We start from the raw sequence: 14,345 nt of genomic DNA, 5'->3' as shown, positions 1-14,345 counted from the left end.
ATCGCGAGCAGGCTCGCTCCCACAGGGCGAACTCCGCAGAGCCAGTGTGGGAGCGAGCCTGCTCGCGATGGGGCCCTGACAGGCGACTCATTCAGCTCCCAGGCTTGACCGCCGCCTCCCACAACACCTCCGCCACTCCCTGGCGCCGGGCAATCACCCGCGCCGCGACAAACAGCAGGTCCGACAAGCGATTGATATAGGCCAACCCCGGTCCAGCCAATGGCTCCACGGCGTTCAAGTGCTGGCAACGGCGCTCGGCGCTGCGGGCCAGGCTGCGGCAGACGTGGGCCTGGGCTATCAACGTCGAGCCACCGGGCAGGATGAAGTTTTCCAGGGGGCCCAGTTCCTCGTTCCACACATCGATCGCCGCTTCCAGCCGCTCGATTTCCGCCGCGTTCAAGGCCTGGTAGGCCGGCATCGCCAGTTCGCCACCCAAGTCGAACAGTCGATGCTGGCAAGGCCCCAGCACATCGCTGACCTCCTTCAGGCCCGGGTACCGGGCCGTTTCAGCGGCGAGCCCGGCCAGCAACAACCCCAGCTGACTGTTCAGCGTATCCACTTCACCGATGGCCTCGACCCGTGGGTGGTCCTTTGCCACGCGGCGACCATCGCCCAACCCGGTTTCACCTTTGTCGCCGGTGCGGGTGTAAATCTTCGACAGGCGAAAGCCCATGCTCAGCGCTCCAGTTGTTTGTTTTCCTGCGCCACCATCGAGGTGCCCGCCAGGGGCAGGCGCAAGGTGAAGCAGGTGCCTTGGCCCGGCGCCGACTGCACTTCCATCTGGCCCTTGTGGTTATTGGTGATGATGAAGTACGAGACCGACAACCCAAGGCCCGTGCCCTGGCCGATCTCCTTGGTGGTGAAGAATGGCTCGAAGGTGCGCTTGCGCACGTTCTCGCTCATGCCGATGCCGTTGTCCTCGACCTGGATTTCCGCCCACGGCGGATTCAACCGCGTACGCAGGATGATGCGCCCCGGCTCGCTGTCGTCCTGGCGTTGGTGGATCGCCTGGGCGGCGTTTTTCAGCAGGTTGAGCAGCACCTGTTCCAGCTCGTTGGCGGTGCCGGGCACCGGGCCCAGGTTCGGATCGAACTGACGGATGATCGCCTGGCCCTTGAAGTCGAAGCCGATCGCCAGGTCGAAGTCGTTACCGGCGATTTCCACCGCCTGGTCGATCAGCGCCGGTAGGTCACAGGGCGCCATCTGCCGTGTGCTGCGGCGGCTGAAGCTGAGCATGTGGGTGACGATTTTCGCGGCCCGGGCGCCGGCCTGCTGGATGCCGTCGAGCAACTGCGGGATCTCCCGACCCTGGAGATAGCGATTGACCTCCTGCAACTCGATACCCAATTGCTCGGCCTGTTCAAGGTTCTTGGGCAATTCCGGCGACAGGCGTCGACGGATATTTTGCACGTTATGCAGGATGGCGCCCAAAGGGTTGTTGATCTCATGGGCCATGCCCGCCGCGAGGCCGCCGACCGAGAGCATTTTCTCCGATTGCACCATCATTTCTTCCAGCGACAGGCGTTGGGTAATGTCATCGATGCGGATCACCACGCCCCGTCCGGCGCCGCCCATCAGTGGGTAGAACGTGAGGGCGTAATGCCGGGCTTCGTCGTCCTTGGTCCAGGTGACGCGCTCGATCTTGGCGACCGTATGTTGCTCGACGGTCTGCTTGAGCTGGGGCAAATACGGCTTGAGCGGTTCGAAAGCGAGGAAAATCGGCTGGTTCAAGGCCTCGTCCAGACGCGTGCCGGAGAGGGCGCTGGCCTCCTGGTTCCATTGGGTAACGTAGAGCTGTTCGTCGAGGGCGATCAGCGCTGACGGCATGGAGTCGATGATGCTGTTGAGGTAGTTCTGGAAACCGGTGAGTTTTTTCTCGATCTTGCTGCGCACCTGGACTTCCAGTTCCAGCTTGCGATTGGTATGGCGGGTTTCTTCCGCCAGGCCCTGGGCCTGGTCGTAGGCGGCCTGGGAGTCGTCTCGCGCGCGCTTGAGTTGCTGCTCGCGGGCTTCGATCCGCGACAACATGGTGTTGAACGCCTCGGCCAGGCTACCGATCTCATCGTGATTGCCGCGTGCGGCGCGCAGGGAATAGTTCTCCTCGCGAGTGACCTGGCGCGAGAGTTCTTCGAGTTGATGAATCGGCTGGGTGATCAGGCGTTTGATCTGCTGGGCAATGATCAGCCACAGCAATACGCTGAAAATCAGGATGCCGAGGCTGGCGGTCAGGGTGCCGGTGTAGAACGCGGTTGGCAGTTCGCTGCTGGCCACCAGTAACAGATGGCCCGGCAGCATGCCGGGACGGGGCAGGGTGATGACCTGGTTGCTGCGAAATTCGTTCGCCTGCCAGGCTTGTATATTGCGGTAATGCTCCGGCAGCTTGAGCTTTTCGCCTTGTTGCAGTTGGGCCAGGCGTTCACCTTGGCCATCGTACAGCGCCGCCGCCCGGAGCGGTGCGTAGCTGTTGAGCTCATCGAGCAGGCGCTGGGCACTTTGCGGCGATTGCAGGGCGTCGGAGATCAGGCTCGGGTTGGCCACCAGCCGGCCAATGGTCTGCAGGGCCTGGGGCGCCATGCTTTCCTGGGATATGTAGTAGGCGGCGCTGATAAAGGTCAGGTTGGCCACCAACAGGACAGTGGTCAACAACACCAACAGAGCGGCCAGCAGTTTCTGGCCGACCGGGAGGTTTTCAAGGCGCTGGCGCAATGGCATCAGACTCGTCGCTTAGAAGGAACACGAGGGCCAGCGTAGCCGCTGCTCAGTCGCTGGGCAATCCGAGGTTGTGCAAGTGGACAATCAGTCGCTGGCGCAGTTGTTCCAGGTGCGGCACGGTCAGCTCGTGGCGTTGGGCGACCTTGCAGGCGTAACCGAGCAGGTAGCTGATTTCGGTGCGACGCCGATTGCTGACGTCCTGGTACATCGATGAGTAGTTGGCGGCGGTGGCCTGGATCACCCGTTCGACTTCCGGCTGCAAGTCTTCGGCCGCCGCGGGCTGGCCGCAACGTTCGAGCAGGTCCGTGAGCTCCGCGCACAGGGTCGCCACTTCGCAGCGGTGTTCCTGCAAGCCGCCGTTCTTGCAGTGGTGCAGCACGGTCAGCGGATTGATTGCACAGTTGAGCGCCAGTTTGCGCCAGAGCCGGGTGAGGATGTCGGCGCTCCATGCGTGGGGAATGCCGGCGGCGGCCAGGTCGTCCAGCCAGAACGGCGCCACTGGATGGGCAGGGTCGCCGAGCCAGGTGTAGCCGTGGCCGGCGAATACCACGCGCCAGTCACCGTCGCGGAACGCGCCTTCGGTGCTGGAGGCGCTGATGCACCGGGCCTGGGGCATACAATTGGCCACTGCGTCCTGGCTGCCGAGGCCATTCTGCAACAGGATCAGTTCCGATTCGTCGCCCAGGCGATGGGCCACCGAGCTCACGGCCGCTTCCGCGTCGTAGGCCTTGCAGGCCAGCAGCAGGCGCTTGATCGGCTCCGGGCTGTCTGCCGTTTCACCTGGTATCGGGTAACACTGCGCCTGTCCCTGTTCCACCAGCGTCAGGCCACCGGCGTTTCGGTACGCCTGCAAGCGGGCGTCGTTGCGCAGCACCAGCCGTACCGGCAACCCGGCCCGGGCCAGGCGCGTGGCCCACAATGTGCCGAGACTGCCGGCACCCAGGACATGCCAGGTGGTGGACATCAGTTTTTTACTCGGATTGGCGCAGGCATCTGAGGGCTCGCAGTGTCGGCAGGAAAAGAGCCGTTATAATGAGCCCGATTTTAACCACAAGCCAAGCGCGCGCCGTTGTCACTGGCGCGCCTTTTTATTTGGAGAACACTACATGCCGTCATTCGACGTGGTATCCGAACTGGACAAACACGAAGTCACCAACGCGGTTGAAAACGCCGTCAAGGAACTCGACCGTCGTTATGACCTCAAGGGTAAGGGCAGTTTCGAGTTCAAGGAAAAGGACCTGACCGTGAACCTGACCGCCGAGGCCGAGTTCCAGCTGGAGGCGATGATCGAAATCCTCAAACTGGCGCTGGTCAAGCGCAAGATCGACGTGCAGTGCCTTGAGGTCAAGGACGCCTACGCCTCGGGCAAGCTGATGAAGCAGGAAGCCGTACTCAAGGAAGGCATCGACAAGGAGCTGGCGAAGAAAATCGTCGCTCACATCAAAGATGCCAAGCTCAAGGTGCAAGCCGCCATCCAGGGCGAGCAGGTGCGCGTTACGGGCAAGAAGCGTGACGACTTGCAGGAAGCCATCGCGGCACTGCGCGGCAAGGAATTCGGCATGCCACTGCAGTTCAATAACTTCCGCGATTGACCCACATTTGTTGTGTATAGCCGTGGCGAGGGGATTTATCCCCGCTGGGCTGCGTAGCAGCCCCAGAACAGTCACCTCAATTTGCCTGATCCAACGAGTTGTCTGGTTTCAGGGCTGCTTCGCAGCCCGGCGGGGATAAATCCCCTCGCCACAATGTGTTTCGATTGGTCTTTTTCGCGGTAACAGGAATAAGGAGAGGTAGATGGACTTGAACGCTGAAGTGGACAACCTGGTCAAGGCTTCCCAGACCTGGATCCCCATGATCATGGAATATGGCAGCCGTGTGCTGCTGGCGGTCATCACCCTGGCCATCGGCTGGTGGTTGATCAACAAGGTGACGCAGAAACTGGGTGCGTTGCTGGCCTTGCGTAACGCCGACCTGGCACTGCAAGGGTTTATCAGTACCCTGGCCAACATCATCCTGAAGATATTGCTGATCGTCAGTGTCGCCTCGATGATCGGTGTGGAAACCACTTCGTTCGTCGCGGCCATTGGTGCGGCCGGCCTGGCGATTGGCCTGGCCTTGCAAGGCAGCCTGGCGAACTTCGCCGGCGGCGTGCTGATCCTGCTGTTCCGCCCGTTCCGTATCGGTGACTGGATCGAAGCCCAGGGCGTGGCCGGTACGGTCGACAGCATCCAGATCTTCCATACGGTATTGCGTACCGGTGACAACAAGACCGTCATTGTGCCGAACGGCAATCTGTCGAACGGCATCATCACCAACACCAATCGCCAGCCGACCCGCAAGGTCGTGTTCGATGTAGGCGTGGATTACCAGGCCGACTTGCAAAAGGCCCGGGAGGTGTTGCTGGAATTGGCCAAGGATGAGCGCGTGCTGACTGATCCGGCACCTGAAGCGGTGATTTCCACCTTGGGTGACAGTTCCATCACGGTGTCGCTGCGCATTTGGGTCAAGACCGCGGACTACTGGAACGTAATGTTCATGCTCAATGAGCAGGCGCGGGATCGTTTGAAGGATGCGGGGATTGATATTCCGTTTCCACAACGAGTGATTCGGGTAGTTCAGGAATCGACCTCGGCGTAATGTTCGAAGGGTTGTTGTTTGACCTTTAGGTCAGGCCTTGTGTAAAAAGTTGATCCAATAAAAAAGGCCCATCCGAAGATGGGCCTTTTTTTGATTACCGCAAACTGACTTTCGGCAATTACAGAACCGAAATCGGGTAGTCGACGATCAGGCGGAACTCTTTGACGTCGCCTTCACCTTCGTCAGCGTTAGCGTAGTGCCAGGCTTGACGAACACGGAAGGAAAGATCTTTGGCCGGGCCAGACTGAACAACGTACTTGGCTTCGAAGTTGGTTTCGTTGTGCTTGCCATCGGAACCGTACAGAGGGTTGCCCAGGCTATCACGATACGCGCTGTTGGCAGACAGGTTGGTGCCGTCGATGTCCCAACCTTTTACGTAACGGGTCATGAAGCTCAGACCTGGAACGCCGTACTCAGCCATTTTCAGGTCGTAACGGATCTGGGCAGATTTCTCGCCTGGGCCGTTGAAGTCAGAGTACTGGATGGAGTTGGCGAGGAAGATCGAGTCGCCGCCGCGGTTGTTAGTACCCACACCGATGTAGTCGAACGGAGTGTCGCCGTTGATTTTCTGGAAGGCAACGGTGATGGTGTGTGCCTTCAAGAACGAGAAAGCAGCTGCCAGAGAGTACGCGGTGTTGCTGATGTCGCCGGCCTTGGAGCTACCGGTGTCAGTAGTGCGGTAGATGTTACCGTCCAGGTTCAGCGACTGATCGCCACCCATTGGGATGGTGTAGTTCAGGTTGCCGTAGTACTGGTTCCAGATGTCTTCCAGCTGGGCGCCGTAGATCGATGCGCTCAGGTTGTCGCTGAATGCATATTTGCCGCCAGCGTAGTCGATAGTGTTGGCTTCTACGCCAGCATAGGTTGCGAACAGGCCGCCATTACGGGCGTTGCGATCCTGGCTGGTACCCGAGTAGAAGTGACCGGCTTCGAGGTCCAGGTCTTTGACTTCGCTGCTCTGCAGTTGGAAACCGCTGGCAGTTTGAGGCAAGACGCGGGAGCCACCTACAGCGAACACTGGAGCAGTGCTTGGCTGTTGGTCGCCGATTTTCAGCTCGGTTTTAGAGACGCGGAACTTGATGGCTGCGCCAGCTTTGCCTTGGCTGTCGTTGACGTCGCCATCGGCATCGCGGCTCATGTTACCAGTGCCGCCAGTGCCGTCGCCGCCGTCCAGCTTGAGTGCCAGGTAGCCGAACGCATCAACGCCGACGCCTACAGTACCTTGGGTGTAACCGGAGTTGAAGTTACCCCAGATGCCTTGGGTCCAGTCTTTCTGGTCAGTAGCACCGTCTTTCCGGTCACGGTTGAAGTAGTAGTTGCGCAGCAACAGTTTAGCGCTGGCGTCTTCAACAAAACCTTTGGCTTCAGCCTGGTCACTTACGAAAGGTGCGGCCGAGGCCATTTGAGTACTGGCTGCTGCTGCAACGGCCAGTGCGATCATGCTCCACTTCATCACGCGCATCGTGATTTGCTCCTTTGGTTTTAGAAGAGTACTGCCGTCCCACCTGTTTTATTATCTGGGCGGCTCTTTCTTTTTGTGTCGGCGCAAACTTATATCACGCCGACCCTATTGGCGATACTTGCCCATGTAACCTTTCAGCTTCTTTACGACCATGTCGCCAGTGGCTCGATCCATGTCGCATTTCAGCTGATCCGACGCAACCGTATTCACAACTTTAATGTTGTTTTTCTTTTCCGGCATCGGTGTAAAGAGTCCGTCATTACCGCGCTTGAAGCTCCTGAGGGCAGCCTTGCCACTTTAATTTGTATGTCTGAAAGGTCTCGCTTCCGGCGAGGCCTTTCAGGCGATATGGGGATGAATGCAACAAGCATGCTCAAACCCGAATTTCGTTTACATTTTTTTCACATTTTACCGCTTGTCGTGGTGAAACCTCATGAAACCGGGCTCCAAAGGCCTTGTTTTAAATAGGGTTGACTGCCGTGCGGCTCTCGTGTTTGGCATCGGCAAACGTCGCGAGACAACCCAAAACGTTACCGGTTCACCCTACCCAGTGAGTAAATCACGGATACTTTGTGCACTGAGCGTAGACGCACTGTGCTGTTTTGGTGCAAAAATTTTTCAAGCTGTACGAAAATCTTACAGCTGCGCCGCTTTGCCCGAGCCCTGGCGCGGTCCTGTCAGGGCTGTGTCGTGCCGCTTGCGCTGTGTTGGTGCGCCAGCTTGCACGGGTTGATGCCAGGCGTTGAAAAAAACATTCGAAGTGCGCCATCGAGGCGCTACGCAGTGATCGATCCGGCGTTCGGGGTTATGCTGCTAGCCTGTGTCCGGTACAGGCCTGCGGGTCGTTGCGCCGGGCAGAATCAATAACGAGGAGTACGCGCGGTGTTTGCCTTAGATCCACGACTGCAACAAGACACATTGCCCATCGGCGATTTCCCGTTGTGCCGGTTGCTCTTGTCCAATGACTCCAACTACCCGTGGTTCATCCTCGTACCGCGGCGAGAAAATATCAGTGAATTGTTTCAATTGGATGACGCCGATCAATTGCAGTTGTGGAAAGAAACCACGGCATTGGCCGAAACCCTCAAGGATTCGTTCGATGCCGACAAGATGAACGTTGCAACCTTGGGTAACGTTGTCAGTCAATTGCATATGCATGTCATCGTGCGCAAGCGTGATGATGCCGCCTGGCCTGCGCCGGTCTGGGGCAAGCACCCGGCCCAGCCTTATAATGAAGAGCAGGTGATTGCCATTCGTGAGCGCTTGCGCGTGGCCCTGGCCGATGATTTCAAGTTTCTGGAGGGCTGAACCATGAACCTCGAAGAACGAGTAACCGATCTGGAAAGCCGCCTGGCCTTTCAGGATGACACCATCCAGGCGTTGAATGACGTGCTGGTGGAGCAACAGCGAATTGTCGAGCGTTTGCAGCTGCAAATGGCGGCGCTGCTCAAGCGTCAGGAAGAAATGGCCGGGCAGTTCGAGTCTTTCGAAGAAGAGGCGCCGCCCCCTCATTACTGACCTGGCCGATTGGCAGGCAATAAAAAACCGCGAGCAGCCAGGCTGCATCGCGGTTTTTTTACGCTTGGATCAGCGGCGCGGCAGCGCGGCGATCACATCTTCGGCCTGCAGGCCCTTGTCACGGTTCATGACGGAGAACTCCACGCGCTGGCCTTCCACCAGGACGCGATGGCCTTCGCCACGAATGGCCCGGAAATGCACGAAAATGTCATCGCCGGAGTCGCGGGAGATGAAGCCGAACCCTTTGGAGGTGTTGAACCACTTCACCGTACCGGTATCGCGGTTGGACATGTCGTAGTTCTGCGCTGCGGCGGCCGGCGAGGACTTCTTGTAGAAGCTGACGGCCAGGTGCAGTGCCACGGCGAGCAGTGCTGCGCCCAGGCTGAACAGAATGGCCGGTTGACCGCCGATTTCCGGCATAGGCGCCAGCAGGGCCAGGGTTTGCAGGGCAACGGCCAGCACCAGCAGGGCGCTGACCAGGTTTTGCAGTTGATGACGTGGACCTTTGTTCCAGTAAGGGATAACCGGTGCGAGGGTCAGGTTGAGCAGGCCGAAGAAGGCCAGGTACAGTGCGTCGGGGTGTTGCAGGTAAGGTGTGGCTTCGGAACCCAGGCTAGGGATGAAGGACAGCAGCAGGGCAGCTGCGCCCATTAGCAAGTGGACGATTTTCAACATTTTGATTGGCTCACGGTTAAGACAGATCACAAGGAAGAGCTGGTCGGGGGCGGTTCGCTTCGAAACAATGAGAGGCGTTGGACACGTACCCGAATCAGCCTATGCGCTACGCCCGGGAAAATAAGCGTAGCGACACACTGCCTATTTAACAGCAAAGCCCCGGCCTTCTCAAACTCGTTACGGGCGCGTACCGCGCTGTTCGTCGGCCAGGAAAGACCGCAGGTGCTTGAAGGTGCCAGGCAAACGGCGTTGAATTCCCTGGGGGGGGCGGAACCGCCCGCTGTCCCTGCTTGTCGGTTCAGGAGGGCTGGCGATCTGTCGCAGGCCATAGGCGGCCAAAACCACTAGAGTTTGGGGCGTTGTCGAATTCATCACCGTCAGGAGATCAACCAACATGGCAATTGATATCGGTATCAGTGAAGAAGACCGCAAATCCATCGTCGACGGGCTTTCGCGCCTGCTGTCGGACACCTATGTGCTGTATCTCAAGACCCACAATTTCCACTGGAACGTCACGGGGCCGATGTTTCGGACGCTGCACCTGATGTTCGAGGAGCAATACAACGAGCTGGCCCTGGCGGTGGACCTGATCGCCGAGCGAATCCGCGCCCTGGGCTTTCCGGCCCCGGGTGCCTACTCGGTGTACGCGCGCTTGTCTTCCATCAAGGAAGAGGAAGGCGTGCCTGGCGCCGAAGACATGATCCGGCAACTGGTCGAGGGCCAGGAAGCGGTGACGCGTACGGCTCGTGGCATCTTTCCTTTATTGGACAAGGTCAGTGATGAGCCCACCGCCGACCTGCTGACCCAGCGCATGCAGGTTCACGAAAAGACCGCGTGGATGTTGCGCGCGCTGCTGGAGGGCTAATAAACCCCAGGCAGGTGATGACGCGGTGTGGGCAGTATTCCCTGCCCGTGGCGTGTAGGACGGCGTAATTCGTCGCCTGCCTGCTGTTGGCTTGTCCTACGTCCATGGTCATAAAGTCGTCTGGAACTGGCCATGCCGTTGAGCTTCCATAGAGCCACAGATGGGTTGTCCCAACTGAAAGGCTCGTATGGCAAAGGAGTGTCAACGGTATGATTCAAGGAAAAGAACCGGGGGAGGGTGTGCATGGACGATTGCAGTCCATCAGCGTCGATCCATTCGTCAGGGGATTCGATATGCAGTTGGCCCGTCCCCTGGCCCGATCCATTCGTCTGAACGGGTTCGCCACCTGTCTGCGGCTGGAGCAGGTCTATTGGGATATCCTCGGCGACATGGCCCAGCTCAACAGCTGTTCCATCAGTGCGTTGCTGTCCCATGTGGACAGGGAGGTGCACCTGCGCCATGGCGGCGTGCGCAATTTCAGCGCGCTGGTGCGTGTGGTTTGCGTGGTGCACAGTTTGAAGGACACCGCGTTGGAGGTCGCGGGCAATCATTGACGGGGTACCTGCCCGGTTGATGGCTGGGCCGGACCGCAAACGGCCTGTGCGCTTACGGCTGCACAGGCCGCATTTAATGGATATAATCCCGCTCTTTGCCGCAAAGCCCAGCCTTTGCGCGAGTAACCTGATCGCCGAGACAACCCCATGCCGATGTACGACTATCAATGTGCTTCCTGTGGTCATCAGATGGAAGCCATTCAAAAGATCAGCGCGGCACCGCTGGTCGACTGCCCTGCCTGCCAGGCGCCGGAACTGAAAAAGATGCTGTCCATGCCTGGTTTCCGCCTCGGTGGCACGGGCTGGTACGAAACCGACTTCAAGACCGGCGCCAAGAAAAACCTGGCCGGTGGCGACAAAGCTGATTGAGTTGAACACGCGCGAGTTCTTGCACGGGCAGGGCCTCCAACCGAATTTCGAATTACGAGAAGTGAAACCACTACCATGATGCGCAGCCATTATTGCGGCCAACTGAACGAAAGCCTGGAAGGTCAGGAAGTTACTCTTTGCGGATGGGTCCATCGTCGCCGTGACCATGGCGGGGTGATTTTCCTCGATATCCGTGATCGTGAAGGCCTGGCCCAGGTGGTGTTCGATCCGGATCGCGCTGAAACCTTCGCCGTCGCCGACCGCGTGCGCAGCGAATACGTGGTCAAGATCACCGGCAAGGTGCGCCTGCGCCCGGCCGGCGCCAGCAACGCCAACATGGCGTCTGGCATGATCGAAGTGCTGGGCTACGAGCTGGAAGTACTCAACGAAGCGGAAACCCCGCCGTTCCCACTCAACGAATACTCCGATGTAGGCGAAGAAACCCGCCTGCGCTACCGCTTCATCGACCTGCGTCGCCCGGAAATGGCCGAGAAGCTGCGTCTGCGTTCGCGCATGACCACCAGCATCCGCCGTTACCTGGACGAGAACGGCTTCCTCGACGTCGAGACGCCGATCCTGACCCGCGCCACGCCGGAAGGCGCCCGCGACTACCTGGTGCCGAGCCGTACCCACCCCGGCAGCTTCTTTGCCTTGCCGCAATCGCCACAGCTGTTCAAGCAACTGCTGATGGTGGCCGGGTTCGATCGCTACTACCAGATCGCCAAGTGCTTCCGCGACGAGGACCTGCGTGCCGACCGTCAGCCTGAGTTCACTCAGATCGACATCGAGACCAGCTTCCTCGACGAAAAAGACATCATGGGCCTGACCGAAGGCATGATCCGCAACCTGTTCAAGGAAGTGCTGGGCCTGGAATTCGGCGAGTTCCCGCACATGACCTTCGAAGAGGCCATGCGCCGCTACGGTTCCGACAAGCCGGACCTGCGTAACCCGTTGGAACTGGTGGACGTGGCCGATCAGCTCAAGGATGTCGAGTTCAAAGTGTTCAGCGGCCCGGCCAACGACCCGAAATGCCGTATCGCGGCCCTGCGTGTTCCAGGCGGCGCCAGCATGCCGCGCAAGCAGATCGACGACTACACCAAGTTCGTCGGCATCTACGGTGCCAAGGGCCTGGCGTACATCAAGGTCAACGAGCGCGCCGCCGGTGTGGATGGCCTGCAATCGCCAATCGTGAAGAACATCCCTGAAGCCAACCTCAATGTGATCCTCGATCGCGTGGGTGCGGTTGACGGCGACATCGTGTTCTTCGGTGCCGACAAGGCCAAGATCGTCAGCGAAGCCCTGGGCGCGCTGCGTATCAAGCTGGGTCACGACCTGAAGCTGCTGACCTGCGAGTGGGCGCCAATGTGGGTCGTTGACTTCCCGATGTTCGAAGAAAACGACGACGGCAGCTTCTCCGCGCTGCACCACCCGTTCACCGCGCCGAAGTGCTCGCCGCAAGAGTTGGAGGCCAACCCGGCTACCGCTCTGTCGCGCGCCTACGACATGGTCCTGAACGGCACTGAATTGGGTGGCGGTTCGATCCGCATCCATCGCAAGGAAATGCAGCAGGCAGTGTTCCGCCTGCTGGGCATCAGCGAAGCGGAACAGGAAGAAAAGTTCGGCTTCCTGCTCGATGCCCTGAAGTACGGTGCGCCGCCCCACGGTGGCCTGGCCTTCGGCCTGGACCGCCTGGTGATGCTGATGACCGGCGCCCAGTCGATCCGTGAAGTGATCGCATTCCCGAAAACCCAGAGCGCGGCCGATGTCATGACCCAGGCGCCGGGTGTAGTGGATGCCAAGGCGCTACGCGAGTTGCACATCCGTCTGCGTGAACAGCCAAAGGCTGAGTAAGGCTGGCACCTGAGAGGGCGCATCTTCGGATGCGCCTTTTCATTGGGGTCGATATTTCTGATTGTCGGCCACTGCGTACGCGCAGAGGCGGGCAATGTTCCAAAGAGAAACCGGAGCGAGTTATGGCAGGTCATTCCAAGTGGGCGAATATCAAGCACCGCAAAGAACGTCAGGATGCCAAGAGAGGCAAGATCTTCACCAAGTGGATCCGTGAGCTGACGGTCGCGGCCCGCCAGGGTGGCGGCGATCCGGGTTCCAACCCGCGCTTGCGCCTGGCCCTGGACAAGGCGCTGGGTGCGAACATGAGCCGCGACATCATCGACCGGGCCATCGCCCGTGGCGCCGGTGCGACCGAGGCCGACAACGTTGAAGAGCTGACCTACGAAGGTTATGGCCCAGGCGGCGTGGCGGTGATGGTCGAATGCATGACCGACAATCGCAACCGTACTGCGGCCGCTGTGCGTCACGCCTTCAGCAAATGCGGCGGCAACCTGGGTACCGATGGCTCGGTGGCCTATCTGTTCGAGCGCAAGGGGCAGATCAGCTTCGCGCCGGGCCTCGACGAAGATGCCCTGACGGAGGCGGCCCTGGAGGCCGACGCCGATGATGTGGTCAGCCATGAAGACGGTTCGTTCGACGTGTTCACTTCGTTCGCCAGCTTCTACGCCGTGCGTAATGCCCTGGAAGCGGCTGGGTTCAAGCCGGCCGACGCGGAAATCGTCATGCAACCGACCACCAGCGCCGAGCTGGACCTGGAAGGTGCCGAGAAGGTGCTCAAGCTGATCGATATGCTTGAAGACCTGGACGATGTGCAGAACGTTTATTCCAACGCCGATATTCCGGAGTCGGTGGCTGAACAGCTGGGCTGATAGGTGTAATGCTGCTCACTTAAAGTTTGGTTTGAAATCATCGTGGCGAGGGAGCTTGCTCCCGCTGGAGTGCGAAGCGCTCCCAAAAAAGGTCTGCTGCGCAGCCCAGCGGGAGCAAGCTCCCTCGCCACGGATTCACTGCAAGCCTTTGATGAGCTGTATCCTCTTGCAACCGCATTACCTTTCGCAGGCGCTATGACTTTAATCCTTGGCATCGACCCCGGTTCGCGCATCACCGGCTACGGCGTGGTTCGCGACACCGGGCGCGGCTGCGTGTATGTGGCGTCTGGCTGCATCCGCACCGGTGCGGGTGAGCTGCACGAGCGCCTGCAGATTGTTTATCGCGGCGTGCGTGAGGTTATCCAGACCTACGGCCCAGTCACCATGGGCATCGAAAAGGTCTTCATGGCGCGCAACGCCGACTCGGCCTTGAAGCTGGGACAGGCCCGGGGCGCGGCAATCGTGGCCGGTGCCGAGGAGGCCCTGGAGATTGCCGAATACACCGCGACCCAGGTCAAGCAGGCGGTCGTTGGAACAGGGGCGGCGAACAAGGAACAGGTGCAAATGATGGTCATGCATCTGCTGAAGCTGGTCAGCAAGCCGCAGATCGATGCCTCCGACGCCCTGGCCATCGCCATTTGCCATGCCCATACCCGTTCCAGTCTGTTGCCTCACGGCCTGGGAGCCGCACGCAGTCGTGGCGGGCGCCTGCGTCTCTGATAGCATCAGCGCTTCATTCATGAACCCGAGTAAGTTGTGCCTGTGTCGTCGGCCTTTATGCTCGTGTTGATATTCGCCAGCCTGCGGGCTGGCCAGCACCCAAGGATCTGAAA

General features: G+C 59.5%; 15 protein-coding genes. 10 read left to right on the top strand and 5 right to left on the bottom strand.

The genetic code is table 11. The features are described 5' to 3' along the window. Window positions 1-91: 91 nt before the first annotated feature. Genes PSH86_RS24055 through PSH86_RS24045 form a run of 3 tightly spaced genes read right to left on the bottom strand, consistent with a single transcriptional unit; the run spans window position 92 to window position 3,676 of the window. Window positions 92-673: a cob(I)yrinic acid a,c-diamide adenosyltransferase gene (locus PSH86_RS24055; RefSeq protein ID WP_109753798.1), complete on the bottom strand. Its 582-nt coding sequence runs from the start codon at window positions 671-673 to the stop codon at window positions 92-94. Window positions 674-675: 2 nt separating this feature from the next. Continuing rightward, complete coding sequence (locus PSH86_RS24050; RefSeq protein ID WP_305485371.1) at window positions 676-2,712, bottom strand: ATP-binding protein; 2,037 nt, start codon at window positions 2,710-2,712, stop codon at window positions 676-678. A 46-nt stretch (window positions 2,713-2,758) separates the two neighbouring features. Continuing rightward, window positions 2,759-3,676: a putative 2-dehydropantoate 2-reductase gene (locus PSH86_RS24045; protein ID WP_116833330.1), complete on the bottom strand. Its 918-nt coding sequence runs from the start codon at window positions 3,674-3,676 to the stop codon at window positions 2,759-2,761. A 142-nt stretch (window positions 3,677-3,818) separates the two neighbouring features. Here PSH86_RS24045 and PSH86_RS24040 point away from each other — a divergent pair, with 142 nt between their 5' ends. Continuing rightward, window positions 3,819-4,304, top strand: coding sequence for a YajQ family cyclic di-GMP-binding protein (locus PSH86_RS24040; protein ID WP_060740892.1), 486 nt, complete (start codon window positions 3,819-3,821; stop codon window positions 4,302-4,304). A 202-nt stretch (window positions 4,305-4,506) separates the two neighbouring features. After that, window positions 4,507-5,349, top strand: a complete 843-nt coding sequence (locus tag PSH86_RS24035; RefSeq protein ID WP_109753801.1) for a mechanosensitive ion channel family protein — start codon at window positions 4,507-4,509, stop codon at window positions 5,347-5,349. Window positions 5,350-5,467: 118 nt separating this feature from the next. On the opposite strand, the gene PSH86_RS24030 is transcribed toward PSH86_RS24035, so the two are convergent. Continuing rightward, a complete protein-coding gene (locus PSH86_RS24030; protein ID WP_109753802.1) occupies window positions 5,468-6,811 on the bottom strand; it encodes an OprD family porin in 1,344 nt (447 codons plus the stop codon). An 882-nt stretch (window positions 6,812-7,693) separates the two neighbouring features. Here PSH86_RS24030 and PSH86_RS24025 point away from each other — a divergent pair. Both PSH86_RS24025 and PSH86_RS24020 read left to right on the top strand, forming a co-directional pair. Further along, window positions 7,694-8,119 (top strand): HIT domain-containing protein, encoded by a 426-nt coding sequence (locus PSH86_RS24025; protein ID WP_109753803.1) that lies wholly within the window; start codon window positions 7,694-7,696, stop codon window positions 8,117-8,119. Window positions 8,120-8,122: 3 nt separating this feature from the next. Then, a complete protein-coding gene (locus PSH86_RS24020; protein WP_030140808.1) occupies window positions 8,123-8,329 on the top strand; it encodes a SlyX family protein in 207 nt (68 codons plus the stop codon). Window positions 8,330-8,398: 69 nt separating this feature from the next. On the opposite strand, the gene PSH86_RS24015 is transcribed toward PSH86_RS24020, so the two are convergent. Next, window positions 8,399-9,004 (bottom strand): cold-shock protein, encoded by a 606-nt coding sequence (locus PSH86_RS24015; RefSeq protein WP_003205048.1) that lies wholly within the window; start codon window positions 9,002-9,004, stop codon window positions 8,399-8,401. 394 nt (window positions 9,005-9,398) lie between these two features. Here PSH86_RS24015 and PSH86_RS24010 point away from each other — a divergent pair, with 394 nt between their 5' ends. The 6 genes from PSH86_RS24010 to ruvC all read left to right on the top strand — a co-directional run bounded on the left by PSH86_RS24010 (window position 9,399) and on the right by ruvC (window position 14,232). Further along, a complete protein-coding gene (locus PSH86_RS24010; RefSeq protein WP_003205047.1) occupies window positions 9,399-9,869 on the top strand; it encodes a Dps family protein in 471 nt (156 codons plus the stop codon). A 209-nt stretch (window positions 9,870-10,078) separates the two neighbouring features. Next, window positions 10,079-10,423, top strand: a complete 345-nt coding sequence (locus PSH86_RS24005; RefSeq protein WP_163856987.1) for a ribbon-helix-helix domain-containing protein — start codon at window positions 10,079-10,081, stop codon at window positions 10,421-10,423. 147 nt (window positions 10,424-10,570) lie between these two features. Further along, window positions 10,571-10,792, top strand: coding sequence for an FmdB family zinc ribbon protein (locus PSH86_RS24000; protein ID WP_003178589.1), 222 nt, complete (start codon window positions 10,571-10,573; stop codon window positions 10,790-10,792). Window positions 10,793-10,867: 75 nt separating this feature from the next. After that, complete coding sequence (gene aspS / locus PSH86_RS23995) at window positions 10,868-12,643, top strand: aspartate--tRNA ligase (protein WP_109753805.1); 1,776 nt, start codon at window positions 10,868-10,870, stop codon at window positions 12,641-12,643. A gap of 122 nt (window positions 12,644-12,765) precedes the next feature. After that, window positions 12,766-13,512, top strand: a complete 747-nt coding sequence (locus PSH86_RS23990) for a YebC/PmpR family DNA-binding transcriptional regulator (protein ID WP_018614256.1) — start codon at window positions 12,766-12,768, stop codon at window positions 13,510-13,512. Window positions 13,513-13,707: 195 nt separating this feature from the next. Continuing rightward, window positions 13,708-14,232 carry a crossover junction endodeoxyribonuclease RuvC gene (gene ruvC, locus PSH86_RS23985; RefSeq protein ID WP_109753806.1) on the top strand — a complete coding sequence of 175 codons (525 nt, stop codon included), beginning with the start codon at window positions 13,708-13,710 and terminating at the stop codon, window positions 14,230-14,232. Window positions 14,233-14,345: the final 113 nt, after the last annotated feature.

It is taken from the genome of Pseudomonas sp. FP2300, assembly GCF_030687595.1.
Classification (GTDB): Bacteria; Pseudomonadota; Gammaproteobacteria; order Pseudomonadales; family Pseudomonadaceae; genus Aquipseudomonas; species Aquipseudomonas bijieensis.
The sequence above is the reverse complement of the archived record's forward strand: the minus strand, read 5'-3'. Positions and strand labels throughout refer to the sequence as shown.